The organism is Bradyrhizobium sp. WCU1, from assembly GCF_053474805.1.
Window position 1 is genome coordinate 1,067,650 of record NZ_CM130280.1, and the last position, 17,647, is coordinate 1,085,296.

The following is a 17,647-nucleotide window of genomic DNA, read 5'->3' on the forward strand; positions in this document are numbered from 1 at the left end:
CCGGAATGACGGACCACAAAATTGAGGAAACACCGATGCCCGCTCCGACCCACGTTTTCGATCCGCCGTTCAACATCATCCGCTGCAGCCACGCGGTGCTCGACGTTACGGATCTCGACAAGAGCGCCGCCTTCTACGAGAAGACCGTCGGCCTCCACATCGAGGACCGCGACGACAAGTCGGTGTATCTGCGCGCCAGCGAGGAGCACCAGCATCACTCGGTGGTGCTGCGCAAGGCGGCGAAGGCCGCCTGCAACCGGCTCGGCTTCAAGGTCGGCAATGACGGCGACCTCGACAAGGCCGCCGCCTTCTGCTCCGAAAACGGCATCAGCTACGCCTTCGTCGAGCAGCCGTTCCAGGGCCGCACGCTGCAGTTCACCGATCCGTTCGGCTTCCAGATCGAGCTCTACGCCACGATGGAGAAGCGTCCGCATCTGTTGCGGCGCTACGATCTCTACAAGGGCTGCCATCCGCAGCGGCTCGACCATTTCAACGTGTTCGCCGCCGAAGTGCAGGACACCGTCGATTTCTACGCCCGGCTCGGCTTCCGCCTCACCGAATATGCCGAGGAGGACGGCGACAACGGCCGCATCGCGGCCGCCTGGATGCACCGCAAGGGCAACGTCCACGACTTCGCCATCACCAACGGCCGTGGTCCCCGCCTGCACCATATCGCCTATTGGGTGCCGACCGCGATGAACATCGTGCATCTCTGCGACGTGATGGCGTCTTCCGGCTTCCTCAAGAACATCGAGCGCGGCCCGGGCCGGCACGGCATCTCCAACGCCTTCTTCCTCTATATCCGCGATCCCGACGGCCATCGCATCGAGCTCTACACCAGCGACTATTTCACCGGCGATCACGACCATGAGCCGCTGCGCTGGTCGCTGCGCGATCCGCGCCGCCAGACGCTGTGGGGCGCGCCGGCGCCGCGCTCCTGGTTCGAGGAAGGTTCGACCTTCGCCGGCCAAGCGGTGCGCGAGCCGCGCTTCGTCGCCGACGTGCTGGTTGCGGACTAGTCACGCCTTCATCTACTCGTCGTCCCTGCGAAAGCAGGGACCCATAACCACTGAATTGAGTCGCTGAACGAATGTCTGGCCGCGTGCCCCTTTTAATGGCCGCGGAGTATGGGTCCCGGCTTTCGCCGGGACGACACCAACGAATGGATTGCTGATGCCCGCCCCTCGCCTCGCCACCTATTCCATCGACGGTGCCACCCGCTACGGTGTCGTGACTGACAATGGCATCGTCGATCTCTCGTCACGCTTCGCCAAGGACTATCCGACGTTGCGCGAGGCGATTGCCGCCGGCGCGCTAACCAAGCTCGTGGAGGACGCCGCCAAGCGATCGCCCGACCACGCGCTCGACGCGGTTGCCTGGCAGCCGCCGATCCCGGCGCCGGACAAGATCATCTGCATCGGCGTCAACTATCCGGACCGCAATGCCGAGTACAAGGACGGCTCGGACGCACCGAAATACCCGAGCATGTTCCTGCGGGTGCCGCGCTCGTTCGTCGGCCACAACACGCCGGTGGTGCGGCCGCGGGCCTCGCCGCAGCTCGACTATGAGGGCGAGCTGGTGCTGGTGATCGGCAAGGCCGGCCGGCACATTGCGGAAGGCGCCGCGCTCGATCACATCGCCGCGATCACGCTCTGCAACGAAGGCACCATCCGCGACTGGGTACGCCACGCCAAATTCAACGTCACCCAAGGCAAGAACTTCGATTCCACCGGCAGTCTCGGCCCGTGGATCGTGCCTTATACAAACGAAGCGCAGATCGCCGATGTCCGTCTGACCACGCGCGTCAACGGTGAAGTCAGGCAGGACGACCGCACCTCGCGCTTGATCTTCGGCTTCCGCTACCTCATCAACTACATCTCGACCTTCACGACGCTGGTTCCCGGCGACATCATCGTCACGGGAACGCCGACCGGCGCGGGGGCGCGGTTCGATCCGCCGCGCTATCTGAAGCCCGGCGATGTCGTCGAGGTCGAGGCCGAAGGCGTCGGCATCCTGCGCAACAGCGTCGTCGACGAAGCCAACTAACCCCGCAAGCAAGTGGACAGTGCCATGACCTCAACATCCGGTGGCGAAGCGATCGTCAACGGCCTCGTCGCTCACGGCGTCGACACCGTGTTCGGCCTGCCCGGCGCGCAGATCTATGGCCTGTTCGATGCTTTCCATCAGGCGCAGCTCAAGGTGATCGGCGCCCGCCACGAGCAGGCCTGCGGCTACATGGCGTTCGGCTATGCCCGCTCTTCCGGCAAACCCGGCGTGTTCAGCGTGGTGCCGGGCCCCGGCGTGCTCAACGCCTCGGCGGCGCTGCTCACCGCGTTCGGCTGCAACGAGCCGGTGCTGTGCCTCACCGGCCAGGTGCCGACGCAATTCCTGGGCAAGGGCCGCGGCCATCTGCACGAGATGCCGGACCAGCTCGCGACGCTGCGCACCTTCGTGAAATGGGCCGACCGGATCGAATATCCCGACAATGCGCCCGCGCTGGTGTCGCGCGCGTTCCAGGAGATGCTGTCGGGCCGGCGCGGTCCCGCGTCGCTGGAGATGCCGTGGGATGTCTTCACCCAGCGCACCCAGGTCGCAGCCGTCAAGCCGTTCGACCCATTGCCGGCGCCGCAGCCCGATCCCGACCGCATCAAGCAGGCCGCCGATCTGATCGCCGGCAGCAAGGCGCCGATGATCTTCGTCGGCAGCGGCGCCATCGAGGCGCGCGAGGAGATCCTCGAGCTGGCCGAGATGATCGACGCGCCTGTCGTCGCCTTCCGCAGCGGCCGCGGCATCGTCTCCAACGCGCATGAGCTCGGGCTCACCATGGCGTCGGCCTACAAGCTGTGGCCCAAGACCGACCTGATGATCGGCATCGGCACCCGCATGGAGCTGCCGACGATGTCGCGCTGGCCTTATCAGCCGGCCGGGCTGAAATGCGTGCGCATCGACATCGATCCGGTCGAGCTGCGGCGCTGGCCGGCCGACGCCGGCGTGATCGCCGACGCCAGGGCCGGCACCGCCGATCTCGTCGCCGCCGTGCGCAAGGTCGGCTACAGCAAGACCTCAGGCCGCCGTGCTGCGATCCGCGAAGCGACCGCAGCGACCGAGCAGGAGATCCAGCGCATCCAGCCGCAGATGGCCTATCTGAAGATCCTGCGCGAGGTGCTGCCGGCGAACGCCATCGTCACCGACGAGTTGTCGCAAGTCGGCTTCGCCTCCTGGTACGGTTTCCCGATCTATGAGCCGCGCACCTTCGTCACCTCGGGCTATCAGGGCACGCTCGGTTCGGGCTTCCCGACCGCGCTCGGCACCAAGGTCGCCAACCCCGACAAGCCGGTGGTCGCGATCACGGGCGACGGCGGCTTCATGTTCGGCGTCCAGGAGCTCGCCACCGCGGTGCAGTTCAAGATCGGCGTGGTGACGCTGGTGTTCAACAACAACGCCTATGGCAATGTCCGCCGCGACCAGCGCGAGCGCTTCGACGGCCGCGTCGTCGCCTCCGACCTGGTCAATCCCGACTTCGTCAAGCTCGCCGAATCCTTCGGCGTCGGGGCCGCACGCGTCACCTCGCCCGATCACTTCCGCCCGGTGCTGGAGAAGGCACTGGCCGATGGCGGCCCATATGTGATCTCGGTGGAAGTGCCGACCGATTCCGAGGTCTCTCCCTGGGCGTTCATTCATCCGGCAAGAAACAACTAAACGCTCTTCACGCCGCGTTGCAGCCGCGACGCGGCGATCACGAGCAGGCCGGCGCCGGCGACCGACCAGCAGGCGACCGGCGCCCAGTGCACCAGCGGCGCATAATCAGGCAGCTTCTGCAGGCCGCCGGCGACCGCGGTCATCCGCGCGAAGGTCGCAAGCGCGAGCGCCGAGAACACGAGGCCCGTCACCTTGCCTTCGGCGCCGGTCTCGCCGATCGCAAGCGCGGCCGACACCGCGCTCATCAGCATGCAGCCCCAGGCAGCTCCCGCCATGAACTGCGCCACGATCAGGACGTTGAGGCTGCCGGCGATCTCCGCGGCGACGATGGCGAAGGCACCGAGCAGCCCCGCTGCGCCCATCACGATCAGCCCGCCACGGTGCTTGACGACGATGCTCGCCGGAAACATCGCGATGTTGAAGCCGATCCAGAACACCGGCATCAACCATTGCAGATCGTCCGATTTGGCGAAACGCAGATAGAACGGCGCACTGTTGATGTTGAAGTGCAATTGATAGCCGAGCGAGAGCAGCACCATCGAGGCGATCATCAACATCGGCACCGTTCCAAGCCGCCTTGCCGGCGACGCAAGCCGCTCCGGCTGCACCTCCGCGGCGACGCGGCGCTCGATCCCTGAGAACGCCAGCGCGGTCAACAGTAGCACGGCACCCGACAGCACGAACGGCAGCCGCGCATCATGATCGCGCAGCACGACGCCGAGATAGGGCGACACCGCGCCGGCAATGCCGTAGCCGAGCATCGCCAGCGCGGCGAGGAACGGGACGGAAGGTTGCGCGCGATACTTCCCCAGCAGCGTCAATGGCGGCGCGCGCAAGGCCGACGATGCGGCAGCCCAGATCACGATCAAGGCGATCAGCCAGACCTTTGCGCCCGGCCCGGTGCCGGCGACGTATGGCAGCGCGATGAAGGCGGCGCAGGAGATCGCGGCGAGGATGCCGACGAACAGGCCGAGACGGCCGACCAGGATCGAGATCCTGTCGGCTGCCATGCCCATCGCCGTATCCGTGATGGTGAAGATGGCCTGGTCCATCATCAGGATCAGGATAACAGTTGAAGGCGCGATGCCAACTTCGGCGCACAGCTTGGGCAGGTAGATCAGGTAGGTGGTCCAGCCCAGCGTGAACACGAGTTGCAGCACGGCGAGATAGACGCCGGTGCGGTTGATCGCGCGGTCGGCCCTGGTGGTCATATGCAGAGTTTAGACCAGCTCTCCTCTTTGCGGGAGGCCTTCAGCCTGGCTGAAGCGACCAAGCAAAGCTACGCGCTGCCAAAAATATCGAAAACAACCCCATGCAAAGCAGCAGGCGTTCCGCCGGCACTCGGAAAGGCACTTGACACGTCGGGCAACTCAGTGGCACATTTCCATTATTCCGAAATTGCGCAGCCGCCCGCCGCCGCGCAATGGCTAGCGCACCTTGCGGAAGGTCAGATTGATCCGCTGGCGGCCGAGCACGCCGTGCTCGCCGTCGGCAAGCGGCGCCACACCGTGATAAAATAACCGTGACGGCCCGCCCCACACCGCGACGTCGCCATGTTCGAGCCGATAGCGACGCGGGGTGTCGCTGCGTTTGAGACCTCCGAACAGGAAGGTCGCCGGCAGCCCGAGCGAGATCGAGACGATCGGCGCGCCGTAATCGAGCTCGTCCTTGTCCTGATGCAGCGACAGTTTTGCACCGGGCACGTAGCGATTGATCAGACACGCCTCCGGGGTGAAGCCGGTGAAGCCGGCCTCATCAGCGGCAGCGGCGGCCAGCCTGCGCAGCACCTCCGGCATGACAGGCCAATTCAGCCCCGTATCAGGATCGATCGGATCGTAGCGATAGCCGCTGGGATCGGAGACCCAGCCGACGCTGCCGCAATTGGTCATCGCGACCGACATCCGGTGGCCGCCCGGCGTGATCAGATGGCGGAACGGCGCCTGCTTCACGATCGCGCGCAAAGCGGGAATGAGTTCAGCCTCGAACGGCCGGACGAAGCCACGCAACAGCACTGCACCGTCCGCGATCGTCTCGCGCGGCGGCCTCGCATCGCCGATGCTCTCGAACAGATCAGCGGCCACTCTCTCGCACTCACTTCGCGTCGTGGAAGATCACACCGACGGTGTGACGATGGCCGGACCTGATCCGGCTGACGCCGTGGCGCAGATTGACACGATACGGCCCGCGCGTCCCCTGCACCGGACGATGATGCACGGCAAACGCCACCGCATCGCCCTTGGTCAGCGGCACCACCTCGGGCCGCGACTGCATCCGCGGCCGCTGCTCGGTCAGCACGAACTCGCCGCCGGTGAAATCGCGCCCCGGCTGCGACAGCAGGATCGCGACCTGGATCGGAAACACGTGCTCGCCATAGAGGTCCTGGTGCAGGCAGTTGTAGTCGCCGTCGCCATATTGCAGCAGCAGCGGCGTCGGCCGCGTCTGCCCGGCGTCATGACAGCGTTTGAGGAACGCGGTGTGCGACGGGGGATAGCTGATCTCGATCCCCATCGTCTGGTTCCAGCGATTGGCGGTCGCGGTCAGCCGCGCATACAGCGCCGGCCGCAGCTCCGCGATCAGGTCCGGCAGCGGATAGGAAAAATATTTGTACTCGCCGCGGCCAAAGCCGTGGCGGCCCATCACGACCCGGCTACGGAACCGGCTGTCGTCGGGATACAGCGCGGCGATGGCATCACATTCCGCTGGTGTCAGCAGACCATTGAGGACGGCGCAGCCCTGCCCGTCGAGGTCGGCCGTGATCTGGTCCCAGGGGAGTCCGTCGATGCGGGCGAGGCTGTTGGTGGATGCGCGGGTGAGGGTTTTGGCTGTTGCTGTCATGGGGCGGAATCTGGCCGATGATCGCGGCCCGCGCCACCCGATTTCCGGCGGGTAATATCCGGGACAGCGCCCCAAGCTCCCCCGTCGTCCCGGCGAAGGCCGGGACCCATAACCACCGCTTCGCGTTTGGCGAAGGCTGGGGCCACAGCATCGCTCCACAATCACCATTTGTGGTTATGCGTCCCGGCCTTCGCCGGGACGACGCGTGGAGAGAGTATCGGTCCGATCTATGAACGCACGCGCAGAAGCTATTTAGCCCCGCACCGGCAGCGTCACCACGTCGTAGCCGTGGCTGATCTTGCGCTTCAGCACCGGGTCTTCCAGCTCGAACTCGAAGCGGCTGGCCGGTCGGATGCCGCCCTTGGCGGCGAAGGTGCCGCCGAACATGGCGCAACCGTCGGGCAGCTTGCCGCCATCGAAGCCGCGCGCGATCAGGTCGTTCACCGGCAGCATGTGATCGAGGGTGCCTTCCTGGTAGAGCACGCGCTGGCCGCCGATCGTGGCCCAGGAGCGCAGGATCAGCTGGTCCCAGTGGCCGATGACATCCTCGAGCTCCCAGAGCTCGGACGCGACAGGCTTGTCGCACATCTGCTTCGAGACGGTGACGCTGTAGCTCTCGACCTTGCGGTCGGTATGGTCGGAGCCGCAGCCGACGAAGATGCGGCCCTGCCAGCCGATCAGCACGAACTCGACCTCGCCGCTCGACTCCTCGCCGCAGACCTCGATCGCATCCGCGAAGGTAAGCCGGCGCGCCGAGCAGCGGTAATAGATCGGCGTCGTCGCGGGCCGGGCGATGCCGAGCGCCTCGAGCTCGGCGATGTGCTTGTCGCGCGCCACCGGATCACGGCCGGTCCAGCCGGCGATCACGGCTTGCCGGATTTCCAGCGTGAGCGGTGTTGCCACGCCCTTATCGTCGACATTGAAGGTGAGATCAAACACGGATGACGGTCTCCATTCCGGCCGCAAGCTCGAAGATGCGGCGATCCGAACCGCCCGCGGCGGCGAGCATCAGGCCGACCGGCGCTTCGCCCTGGCGATGCGCGGGCAGCGAGATGGCGCAGCCATCGAGCACGTTGATCAGCGAAGGATTGCGCAGCGCGCGCAAATTCTCGGTGGCGAACGCCTTGTCGTCGGCGAGGCTGGCAATGGTCGGCGGCAGGTTCGCGGTGGTCGGCAGCACCATCGCATCAAAGGGCGCAATCCGCGCCTCGGTGCGGGCGATGAACGAGCGCCGCGCGTTGATGAGGTCGATATAGTCGGCCGCCGGAAAGCCTTCGCCGCGCTGGATGCGGACGGCGACGCGCGGATCGTAGATGTCGCCCTTGCTCGCCAGCAGGAAGCGGTGCCAGGCATAACTCTCGGCCGCGGAGAACCCGCCTTTGGTATTCATCACGCCGACATCGAGCAATTCAGGCACCTCGATGCGTTCGATCAAGGCGCCGGCGCGCGACAACGAAGCCAGTGCACGCTCGAAGGTCTTTGCGACGGCATCGTCGAGATCGTCGAGCGCGACCGTAGTCGGCACCGCGAGCCGCATGCCCTTGACCGGGCGCGGCGCGATCGGCGTCACCGGCTCGTCGGCCAGCACGGCATCGAGCGCGGCGCAGCAGGCCACCGAATTGGCCAGCGGGCCATAGCTGTCCAGGGTGAACGACAGCGGCACGCCGCCGGCAAGCGGAATCCGGCGCTGCGTCGGCTTGTAGCCGACGATGCCGTTGAAGGCGGCCGGGATCCGGCAGGAGCCGCCGGTATCGGTGCCGAGCGCACCGAACGCCATGCCGTCGGCGATCGAGACCGCAGCCCCCGAGGACGAGCCGCCGGGCACATGGCCGACGCTCCGGTTCCAGGCGCTCTTCGGCGTGCCGAAATGCGGATTGATGCCGATGCCCGAATAGGCGAACTCGGTCATGTTGGTGCGTCCGATCACGATGAAGCCGGCGCGCTTGAGCCGCGCCACGGCGGGCGCATCGGCCTCCGCCGGCGCGGAATCCTCCAGCGCCCGGGAGCCTGCGCGCGTCACCTGCCCCTTGATGTCGAACAGGTCCTTGATCGAGATGGGAATGCCGGCAAACGGCGACGGCGCGGCGTTGGCCTTGCGCAGCCGGTCCATCGCATCGGCGGCTTCCAGCGCCGCCTCGCGATCGACATGGATGAAGGTGCGCTGGCCCTCGCCTGTGGGATCGGCGATCCTGGCGATGCATTGCTCGACGAGCTTGCGGGCGGAGGTCGCGCCGCTGGCGAGATCGGCGGCAAGGGAGGCGAGCGTCGGGTTGTTCGGCATGGCTTTCACTTCACAGTTGGGGCTCGTTGTCGCCCGAATAGCCTGCGCCGATCCGGGTCACTTCAGTCCGAAATAGGCGCGGTGCAGCTCTTCATTGCCGCTCATCTCGGCAACCGTGCCGGAGAAGCGGATGCGTCCGCCTTCCAGCACGAATACGCGGGTGGCAATCTCTAGAAAACCGATATTTTGCTCGGCAATCAAGAGTGCCAATCCGCGGCCCTGCAGGCTCGACAGGGCCCGCAGCACCTCCTTGACGAACAGCGGCGACAGCCCGGCCGAGGGCTCGTCCATGACCAAGAGCTTCGGCTCGGCCGACAGCGCCTTGGCGATGCCGAGCATCTTGCGCTGGCCGCCGGACAGGCTGGAGGCCGGATCGCGGCGCTTGTCGCGCAGCACCGGAAACAGGCCGTAGAGTTCGTCGACCCGCGCACCCGGATTGGCATGGCCGAGCGCCTGCGCGCCGACGCGGATGTTCTCCTCGATCGACAGATCGGGAAATACCGCAAGCTCCGACATGTAGGTCATGCCGCGCTTCATGCGATCCGACGATCGCATCTTCGTGATGTCCTCGCCGCCGAGCCTGATGTGGCCGCTGCGGGCTTCGATCAGGCCGACCAGCGATTTCAGGAAGGTGGTCTTGCCCGCGCCGTTGGCGCCGAGCAGCAGCACGGTCTCGCCGGGGCGGACGTCGAGATCGACGCCCCACAACACCTGCATGGTGCCGTAGCCGGCATCGACGCCCCTGGCGTCGAGAAGCGAAGCTGCATCAGTGGGCATGCTCGCCTCCCAGGAACACTTCAATCACCTGCGGCTCGCGCACCGCGCTGGCAAGCGTGCCTTCAAAGATCTCCTTGCCCGCGTTGAGCACGATGACGCGGTCGGTGATCTGTTCGATGAAGCCCATCAGATGCTCGACCACGATGATCGCCATGCCGGTCGCGGCCAGCGCCTTGATGCGGCCCGCAATCCAGTCGAGCTCCGCCGGGTTGAGGCCGGCCGCGAGTTCGTCGAGCAGCAGCAGCCGCGGCCGCGTCGCCAGCGCGCGGGTGAGATCGAGCATCTTCTGCTGCGCGCTGTTGAGATCGGCGGCGGGACGGTCGGCGACCTCCTTCAGCCTGAAATCCTCAAGCAGTTCGGCGATCGCGGGCGCCCCGGTGGCACCGCCATAGGCCAGCGCCACCTGGATGTTCTCGCGTACCGTGAGCGACAGGAACGGCTTCGGCACCTGAAAGGTGCGGTTGATGCCGCGGTGGACCAGCTTGTGCGAGGCGACGCCGCCGGATGAGACATTGTCGAACACGACCTCGCCGCCGTCGGGCGCATAGAGACCGGAGATGACGTTGATCGCCGTGGTCTTGCCGGAACCGTTCGGGCCGACCAGGCCGAGTATCTCGCCGGGCACGACGTGGAAGCTCAGGCCGTCGAGCGCGTGGAAGCCGCCGAAGCGCTTGACCAGCTTCGAGACCTTGAGGATCGGGGTTTTCTCAGGGGACATGCCACCCCCTGCGGGTTGCCAGCGACACCAGCCCTGCGGGCAGGAACAGCACCAGTCCCATGATCAACAGGCCATAGATCAGCTGGAAATATTGCGGCGTGGTGAAGCCGATCAGGTTGTAGATGCCATAGAGGATCAGCACGCCGACGATCGGTCCGGTGATGGTGGCAACGCCGCCGAACAGCGCGAACACGATCGCGAAGATCGAGAACTCGCCGGAGAACACGTTGTCGGGATAGAACACCGAGACGTACCAGGCGTAGATGCCGCCGGCGAGACCGGCGACCAGCGCCGAGGCGAGCCAGGCGATCACCCGCATCTTGATGATGTTGACGCCGGCCATCGAGGCCGACACCGCATCCTCGCGCACGGCCTGCAATGCAAGCCCGAACGGCGAGTTCTTCAGATACACCACCGCGCCGACTGTCAGCGCCATCACCACCACGGCGGCGTAGTAGGCGTGGGTCGGGTTGAAGGTGCCGGTGAGCGACACGCCGTACGGGCCCTTGGTGATCCCCTCCAGCGCGGGGTTGGCGACGAAGTGCAGCACCGCGAGCGAGGCCGCGAGATTGGCGATCGCGAAATACGCCCCCGACAGCCGCAGCAGCGGCGTCAGCAACAGGCCGAGCGCGACCGCAACAAGGCCGCCGACCAGCACCGCGAGCGGCGCCGGCGTCTGCAGATGCATCACCATGATGGCGAAGCCGTAGGCGCCGGCCCCGAAGAAGCCGACATAGCCGAACGGCAGATAGCCGGTGAAGCCATAGATGATGTTCACGCCCTGCGCGAGGATCAGGAAGATCACGAAGTTGAACAGCAGCAGATGGTTTTGATAGACGCCGGGCAGCAGTGCGAACACCACCACCAGCGGCGCCAGGATGAACAGCAGGTGTTTCGAGGCGTTATGCAACGCGCACCCGCCTTCCGAGCAGACCGCTCGGGCGCAACAACAGGATCACGATCAACAACACATAGGGCAGCAAGTCGGCCCAGGAACTGAGATAGGTCTGCACCAGCATGTAGCAGAGGCCATAGACGACACCGCCGAGCGCCGTCCCTAAGGGATTGCCGAGCGAACCGAGCACGACGATGGCAAACGACGTCACCGTCGCATCGGCGCCGAACGCCGGCGTCACCGAGCCGAACATGAAGGGCGCGAACACGCCGGCAACCGCCGCGATGCCGAGCCCGATCCCGAACGCCGCAGCCGAGACGCGATCGACATCGATGCCGGTCGCCAGGGCCTCGTCACGGCGCGACATCACCGCGCGGGTCAGGGTGCCGAGCCGCGTGTGGTAGAGATAGAGGTAGACGAGCCCGATCGCGACGAGGCTCGTGATCGCCGCGATCACCCACGGCGCGGGAAAGCCCTGGCCGAAGATCTGGATCGGCCCTGTCCCGCCCGGCTTGCCGCCGAACAGCTTGACCTTGATGGTCGAGAATACGGTGCCGAGCAGCCGGCTCTGGATCGAGCGTTCGCTGGTGCCGGCGAAGATCGTGGTCACCGCCTCGATCACCTGCGACAGGCCGAAGAACAGGATGATCGACAGCATTTCCGGATTGGCCGAGCCTTGCAGCCGCGGCACCAGCACCCAGTAAAGCAGCACGCCGGCGAGCACGAAGACCACGAAGGCCAGCGGCACCGCGAACAGCGGATCGATCCCGGCGATGCCGACCACGCCGAAGGCGATGAAGGCGCCGAGCATCAGGATGTCGCCATGCGCAAGGTTGACGATGCGCATGACGCCGAACACGAGGTTGAGACCGATGCCGACCAGGCTGAAATACAGCCCGAACAGCACGCCGGCAACGAGCGCATAGGTCATGCTAGCGCTCGCCGCCGAAGGTTACGCCTGCCGCTTCAGACTGCATCACGGCGCCGGATAGATCGGCTTGCCGGTGGCGGTCTCGTGCGGGTAGATCGAGACGAACTTGATGTGGTCGTGCTCGTCGACCGTGAGCTGACCGAGCGGCGTCAGTTCGCCGATCTGGCCGCCGGTCTCGTCCAGCGCGAAGGTGCCGTCCAGGGTCTTGAGCTGGCCGCTGAGCGAGAACACCGCGCGGCGCAGCTCCATCTGGTCGAGGCTGGTCGCAACCGAGAGCGTCTTCTCGATCACCAGCGCCGTGGTGTAGCCGGCCACCGCGTTGAAGCCGAACTCCATCTTGCCGTCGTTGTATTTCTTCAGCCAGGCTTCGCGGAAATCCTTCATGGTCATCCCGAAATTGACCGGATAATCCAGCTCGGACGGCGGCACATAGGTCCAGATGTGCTCCAGCCCCTTGGCGCCGACATTCTTCTCCAGCAGCTCGGTCTCGAGGCCGGCATAGATCGCGAACAGCATCTTGAACTTGGTGCCGACATCCTGGACGTTGCGCAGGAAGGCGATGTCGTTCGGCGCATAGCCGAAATGGATCACCGCATCGGGATTGGTCTTGCTGATGTTGTTGATGATGACGTTGTAGTTGGTGGTCTCGGTCGGAACGCCCTGGTCGTAGACGATCTCGATCGGCGCGCCGGAATCCTTGACGAACTTGCGGAACGCATTGGCCTGGGTGCCGGTGAATTCGTTGGTCGCGTAGAGGATCGCGACCTTCTTGATGCCGAGGCCAGGGCCGTCATGGCTGATGAAGTCGGCGACCGGCTTCGGCCAGATCGTCGACACCGGGTCGGCCATCAGCGCGATATAAGGATTGTCCTTGGAGAAGAAGCTCGCGCCGGTGCCGGTCTGGTCGAACAGGAACATCTTGTGATCGCGCGCGATCGCGACCGCGGGCGCCGTCAGCACCGATCCGGAATCGGCGACCAGGAGATCGACCTTATCCTGGGTGATCAGCTGGTTATAGAGCGTCGAGGCGGTCGCGGTGTTGCTCTGGTCGTCATAGGAGACCAGCTTTATCGGGATCTTCTTGTCGAACGCCTTCACGAAGACGCCGCCCTCGGCGTTCTTCTGCTCGACCCACAATTTCAGCGAGCTGTAGACCGGCATCGAGATCGAGGCGTAGCGCCCGGAGGACGCGTACAGCGTGCCGATCTTGATCTCCGACGGTGCGTCGGCGGCGATTGCCTGCGCGGCAAATGCGAGGCTGGCAGCGAGTGCCGCGCCGATGATCCTCAGCATGATATTATTCCTCCCGGGTATCTTGGACGTGTCTCGAACGTATCTTGGAGCCGTGTTGGACGCGGCCCTTCTACGCGCCGGATCGAGGCGACACAAGCATCGCAGCCTTAGCAATTGTGCGAGGGGCGGAATATGCGGCATGCGCCGGACACAGGCCGCTGCGCAGGGCATGGATGGACCGTTGACGGGCCTCGGTCCGATGGCGCATCAAGACCGGAACGACTTCGGGAGGAAACATCAGCCATGGCCGAGCCAGCGCGCGCGAAACCAAAACCGACACCTGAGACCCAGCATTTCTGGGACGGCACCAAGGCCGGCGAGTTGCGCCTGCAGCGCTGCGACGCCTGCGCCAATGTCTACTTTCCGCCGCGGCCGTTCTGCCCGTCCTGCGCCTCGCGCAAGGTCTCGGTATTCAAGGCCAGCGGCAAGGGCAAGCTGTACAGCTACGTCATCAATCATCGTCCCGCCGCACCCGGCTTCACGCCGCCTTACGCGATCGCCATCGTCGAGCTCGACGAAGGTCCGCGCATGATGAGCAACATCATCGATTGCCCGCAGACGCCGGAAGCGCTCGAGCTCGACATGCCGCTCGAGGTCGCCTTCGAGGCGCTCGACGACAAGATCACCCTTCCCCTGTTCCGTCCGGCGAAAGGGTAACGCGATGCGCAGGAACCAGGTTGCCGTCGTCGGTGCGGCCGAAACCACCGAGCTCGGCGTCATCCCCAACATGTCGCAGATCCAGCTGCACGCGGACGCGGCGCTGAATGCGATCGCGGACGCCGGACTGAAACTGTCGGACATCGACGGCTTCGCCACCGCGGTCGAGACCCCGCAGCAGATGGCGCACTATCTCGGCATCACGCCGACCTGGGTCGACGGCACCTCGGTCGGCGGCTGCTCCTTCATGCTGCATGTCCGCCACGCCGCCGCCGCGATCGAGGCCGGCCTGTGCAAGACCGTGCTGATCACCCATGCCGAGAGCGGCAAGTCGATGATCGGCAAGCAGCCGCGCTTCACCGCGCCCGACAGCCTCAATGGGCAGTTCGAATCGCCGTTCGGCGTCTACGGGCCGCCGAGCATGTTCCCGATCCCGGTGCTGCGCTTCATGAAGACGCACGGCATCACCCATGAACAGCTCGCGATGGTCGCCGTTGTGCAGCGCGAATGGGCGGCGAAGAACCCGCGCGCGACCATGAAGGACCCGATCACGGTCGCCGACGTGCTGAACTCGCGGATGATCGCCTATCCGTTCCGGCTGCTGCAATGCTGCCTCGTCACCGACGGCGGCGGCGCGCTGATCCTCACCTCGGCCGACCGCGCCAAGGATTTCCCGCAAAAGCCGGTCTACATCCTCGGCACCGGCGAGAGCGTCGAAACGCCGATGGTCAGCCAGATGAAGACGTTCGACTCGTCGCGCGCCTTCAAGGTGGCAGGTCCCCTGGCGTTCAAGGAGGCCGGCATCACCCACAAGGACGTCGATCATCTGATGATCTACGACGCCTTCGCGCACCTGCCGCTGTACGGCCTCGGCGACCTCGGCTTCATGCCCCATGAGGAGACCGGCAAGTTCATCGCCGACGGCAACACCCGCCCCGGCGGCAAGCTGCCGCTCAACACCAATGGCGGCGGCCTCAGCTACATGCACTCCGGCATGTACGGCATGTACGCATTGCAGGAGAGCGTGCGGCAGATGCGCGGCATTGCACCTGCGCAGGTGCCGAACGCCAAGATCTCGGTCTGCCACGGCGTCGGCGGCATGTTCGCTGCGTCAGGCACGATCATCTTTACGAACGAGAAATAGTCATTCGTCATTCCGGGATGCGCCGTCAGGCGCAGGCCACAGATGCGCAATTGCGCATCGGGGAATCCATCGTGCGGCAAAATGGATTCCGGGCTCGCGCTTCGCGCGCCCCGGAATGACGACGAAGAGAGCAATCGAAAGCGGAGAACCCACATGGCAAAATCACTGCAGGATAAAGTCATCATCGTCACCGGCGCGGGCCGCGGCATCGGCCGCGAGATCGCGCTGCTCTGTGCGGCGGAAGGCGCCAAGGTCGTGGTCAACGATCCCGGCGGCGCGGCCGACGGCGGCGGCTCGAGCGCGGCCCCCGCCGAGGAGGTGGTCGAGGAGATCAAGAAGCGCGGCGGCACCGCCGTTGCCAATTTCGAGTCGGTGGCGGAAGCCATTCCGGCCAGCAGGATCGTGAAGACCGCGACCGATCATTTCGGCCGGCTCGACGGCGTGGTCAACAACGCCGGCATCCTGCGCGACATGATCTTCCACAAGATGAGCGTGGAAGCCTTCGAGGCCGTCATCAAGGTGCACCTGATGGGCTCGTTCTATGTCAGCCACGCCGCGGCGCGGATCTATCGCGAGCAGGAACAGGGCTCGTTCGTGCACTTCACCTCGACCTCCGGCCTGATCGGTAATTACGGCCAGGCCAACTACGCCGCCGCCAAGCTCGGCATCGTCGGGCTGTCGAAGTCGATCGCGCTCGACATGGGCCGCTTCAACGTGCGCTCGAACTGCGTTTCGCCGTTCGCCTGGACCCGCATGATCGGCACCATCCCGACCGAGACCGACGCCCAGAAGGCGCGCGTCGAGAAGATCAAGCAGATGGGCCCGGAGAAGATCGCGCCGGTCTGCGCCTACCTGCTTTCGGACGCCGCCAAGGACGTCACCGGACAGATCTTCGGCGTGCGCATGAACGAGATCTTCCTGTTCGGCCAGCATCGTCCGGTGCGCTCGGTGCATCGCGGCGAAGGCTGGACGCCGGAGACCATTGCCGAACACGGCATGCCGGCGCTGAAGGCATCGTTCTCCCCGCTCGACCGCTCGGCGGATGTCTTCACCTGGGATCCGATCTGATCCTGCGATCTGATCCGATCTGACAGTTTTATGAAAAAGTCGCCTCCGCGAAGCCGCGGGGGCGACACACTCCTTGGTTGTTTTTTCATGGCGTGCCCGCATTGTGCCAGAATTGCGGGCGCATGATCGTCCTCCCCATAACAAAAAGCCTGGGAGGACTTCGTGACAAATCCAAACAACACAGAGCAACACGAGGCCGACGGAACGAAGGCGTTCGACCGTCGAACCATTTTGCGCGGTGCAACCGCGCTTGCTGCGACGGCGATGGCGGCGTCCGGTGCATCCGCGCGCGACTACGGCCGCAATGCGGAGCCGCAGCGTTATCCCGATCCCGACATCGTCGTGATCGACGACAAGCGCTTCAAGGCCAAAGTCGGCAACACCGCGATCAAGCGGCTCTACACCGGCTGCCTGTGGGCGGAAGGCCCGGCCTGGAACGCGCAGGGCCAGTATCTGGTGTGGAGCGACATTCCGGCCAACCGGCAGTTGCGCTATCTCGACGATGACGGCCACATCTCCGAGCAGTTCCACAAGCCGTCGAACGAGGCCAACGGCTCGACCTTCGATTTCGAGGGAAGGCAGATCACCGCCGAGCGCACGCGGCTGGTGCGCTACGAGCACGACGGAACCGTCACCTCATTGGCGGAGCAGGCGGGCGGCAAGCAGCTCAACGGGCCGAACGACATGGTCGTCCATCCCAACGACAAGTCGATCTGGTTCACCGATCCCGGCTACGGCGCGATCTCGATCTATGAGGGCCAGCGCGCCAACACCGGCTCGAACCAGCCCTACCAGAAGGAAGCCGTCTACCGCATCGATGCGTCCACCGGCCAGATCACCAAGGTCGCGGACGAGCCGTTCAAACCGAACGGCATCGCCTTCAGCCACGACTACAAGAAGGTCTATGTCTGCGACACCGGCATCACGCATTATCCGAACGCCAAGAACATCGTCTGGCAGTACGACCTCAACGGCGACAAGCTGTCCAACCCGCGCACGCTGATCGACATGACGCTGGACGGCAAGTCGGGCTTCCCGGACGGCATGCGGGTCGACATCGACGGCAACATCTGGGTCGGCGCCGGCTGGGTCGGACCGGGCTATGACGGCGTGCAGGTGTTCGCGCCCGACGGTCAACGCATCGGCCAGATCCTGCTGCCGGAAACCTGCGCCAACCTCACCTTCGGCGGCAAGAAGCGCAACCGCCTGTTCATGACCGCGAGCCAGTCGCTCTACGCGGTGTATGTGGAGACACGGGGCGCGCACAACTGCTGATGCTGTCGTCGTCCCGGCGTAGGCCGGGACCCATTAGCACCGCTGTTGATTGCTCGAAAAGGCTGGGGCCCAAA

General features: G+C 65.2%; 17 protein-coding genes. 7 read left to right on the forward strand and 10 right to left on the reverse strand.

Annotated features, from left to right (window positions below; genetic code table 11):
* The first annotated feature begins 35 nt into the window (after nt 1–35).
* The 3 genes from hpaD (at nt 36) to ACTUWL_RS04900 (ending at nt 3,699) form a co-directional block, all read left to right on the forward strand.
* Complete coding sequence (gene hpaD, locus ACTUWL_RS04890) at nt 36–1,019, forward strand: 3,4-dihydroxyphenylacetate 2,3-dioxygenase (RefSeq protein ID WP_021079908.1); 984 nt, start codon at nt 36–38, stop codon at nt 1,017–1,019.
* Between the two features lie 154 nt (nt 1,020–1,173).
* A complete protein-coding gene (locus tag ACTUWL_RS04895) occupies nt 1,174–2,046 on the forward strand; it encodes a fumarylacetoacetate hydrolase family protein (RefSeq protein ID WP_021079907.1) in 873 nt (290 codons plus the stop codon).
* A 24-nt stretch (nt 2,047–2,070) separates the two neighbouring features.
* A complete protein-coding gene (locus ACTUWL_RS04900; RefSeq protein ID WP_021079906.1) occupies nt 2,071–3,699 on the forward strand; it encodes a thiamine pyrophosphate-dependent enzyme in 1,629 nt (542 codons plus the stop codon).
* Here ACTUWL_RS04900 and ACTUWL_RS04905 read toward each other — a convergent pair.
* The 10 genes from ACTUWL_RS04905 to ACTUWL_RS04950 form a co-directional block, all read right to left on the reverse strand.
* Nucleotides 3,696–4,910 (reverse strand): MFS transporter, encoded by a 1,215-nt coding sequence (locus ACTUWL_RS04905; protein WP_021079905.1) that lies wholly within the window; start codon nt 4,908–4,910, stop codon nt 3,696–3,698. The genes ACTUWL_RS04900 and ACTUWL_RS04905 overlap by 4 nt on opposite strands.
* Before the next feature lie 216 nt (nt 4,911–5,126).
* Complete coding sequence (gene alkB / locus ACTUWL_RS04910) at nt 5,127–5,780, reverse strand: DNA oxidative demethylase AlkB (protein WP_021079903.1); 654 nt, start codon at nt 5,778–5,780, stop codon at nt 5,127–5,129.
* A 10-nt stretch (nt 5,781–5,790) separates the two neighbouring features.
* Nucleotides 5,791–6,534: a 2OG-Fe(II) oxygenase gene (locus ACTUWL_RS04915; protein WP_035651950.1), complete on the reverse strand. Its 744-nt coding sequence runs from the start codon at nt 6,532–6,534 to the stop codon at nt 5,791–5,793.
* Between the two features lie 252 nt (nt 6,535–6,786).
* Nucleotides 6,787–7,473, reverse strand: coding sequence for a DUF2848 domain-containing protein (locus ACTUWL_RS04920; protein ID WP_106940106.1), 687 nt, complete (start codon nt 7,471–7,473; stop codon nt 6,787–6,789).
* Nucleotides 7,466–8,815 carry an amidase gene (locus tag ACTUWL_RS04925; RefSeq protein WP_021079900.1) on the reverse strand — a complete coding sequence of 450 codons (1,350 nt, stop codon included), beginning with the start codon at nt 8,813–8,815 and terminating at the stop codon, nt 7,466–7,468. The genes ACTUWL_RS04920 and ACTUWL_RS04925 overlap by 8 nt, the downstream gene beginning before the upstream one ends.
* Before the next feature lie 57 nt (nt 8,816–8,872).
* Nucleotides 8,873–9,592 carry an ABC transporter ATP-binding protein gene (locus tag ACTUWL_RS04930; protein ID WP_021079899.1) on the reverse strand — a complete coding sequence of 240 codons (720 nt, stop codon included), beginning with the start codon at nt 9,590–9,592 and terminating at the stop codon, nt 8,873–8,875.
* The gene (locus tag ACTUWL_RS04935; protein WP_021079898.1) at nt 9,582–10,310 is read right to left on the reverse strand and encodes an ABC transporter ATP-binding protein; all 729 of its coding nucleotides are present in this window, start codon (nt 10,308–10,310) and stop codon (nt 9,582–9,584) included. Before ACTUWL_RS04935 ends, ACTUWL_RS04930 begins: the two co-directional genes overlap by 11 nt.
* The gene (locus tag ACTUWL_RS04940; protein WP_021079897.1) at nt 10,300–11,220 is read right to left on the reverse strand and encodes a branched-chain amino acid ABC transporter permease; all 921 of its coding nucleotides are present in this window, start codon (nt 11,218–11,220) and stop codon (nt 10,300–10,302) included. Before ACTUWL_RS04940 ends, ACTUWL_RS04935 begins: the two co-directional genes overlap by 11 nt.
* Nucleotides 11,213–12,136: a branched-chain amino acid ABC transporter permease gene (locus ACTUWL_RS04945; protein WP_021079896.1), complete on the reverse strand. Its 924-nt coding sequence runs from the start codon at nt 12,134–12,136 to the stop codon at nt 11,213–11,215. The genes ACTUWL_RS04940 and ACTUWL_RS04945 overlap by 8 nt, the downstream gene beginning before the upstream one ends.
* Before the next feature lie 45 nt (nt 12,137–12,181).
* The gene (locus ACTUWL_RS04950) at nt 12,182–13,429 is read right to left on the reverse strand and encodes an amino acid ABC transporter substrate-binding protein (protein WP_021079895.1); all 1,248 of its coding nucleotides are present in this window, start codon (nt 13,427–13,429) and stop codon (nt 12,182–12,184) included.
* A 243-nt stretch (nt 13,430–13,672) separates the two neighbouring features.
* Between ACTUWL_RS04950 and ACTUWL_RS04955 the strand changes: the two genes are divergently transcribed.
* The 4 genes from ACTUWL_RS04955 (at nt 13,673) to ACTUWL_RS04970 (ending at nt 17,573) form a co-directional block, all read left to right on the forward strand.
* Complete coding sequence (locus ACTUWL_RS04955) at nt 13,673–14,086, forward strand: Zn-ribbon domain-containing OB-fold protein (RefSeq protein ID WP_021079894.1); 414 nt, start codon at nt 13,673–13,675, stop codon at nt 14,084–14,086.
* A gap of 4 nt (nt 14,087–14,090) precedes the next feature.
* On the forward strand, nt 14,091–15,230 hold the full coding sequence (locus ACTUWL_RS04960; RefSeq protein ID WP_021079893.1) for a thiolase C-terminal domain-containing protein: 1,140 nt from the start codon (nt 14,091–14,093) through the stop codon (nt 15,228–15,230).
* A gap of 153 nt (nt 15,231–15,383) precedes the next feature.
* A complete protein-coding gene (locus tag ACTUWL_RS04965) occupies nt 15,384–16,298 on the forward strand; it encodes an SDR family oxidoreductase (RefSeq protein WP_021079892.1) in 915 nt (304 codons plus the stop codon).
* Between the two features lie 162 nt (nt 16,299–16,460).
* Nucleotides 16,461–17,573: an SMP-30/gluconolactonase/LRE family protein gene (locus tag ACTUWL_RS04970; protein WP_021079891.1), complete on the forward strand. Its 1,113-nt coding sequence runs from the start codon at nt 16,461–16,463 to the stop codon at nt 17,571–17,573.
* The last annotated feature ends 74 nt before the right edge of the window (nt 17,574–17,647 follow it).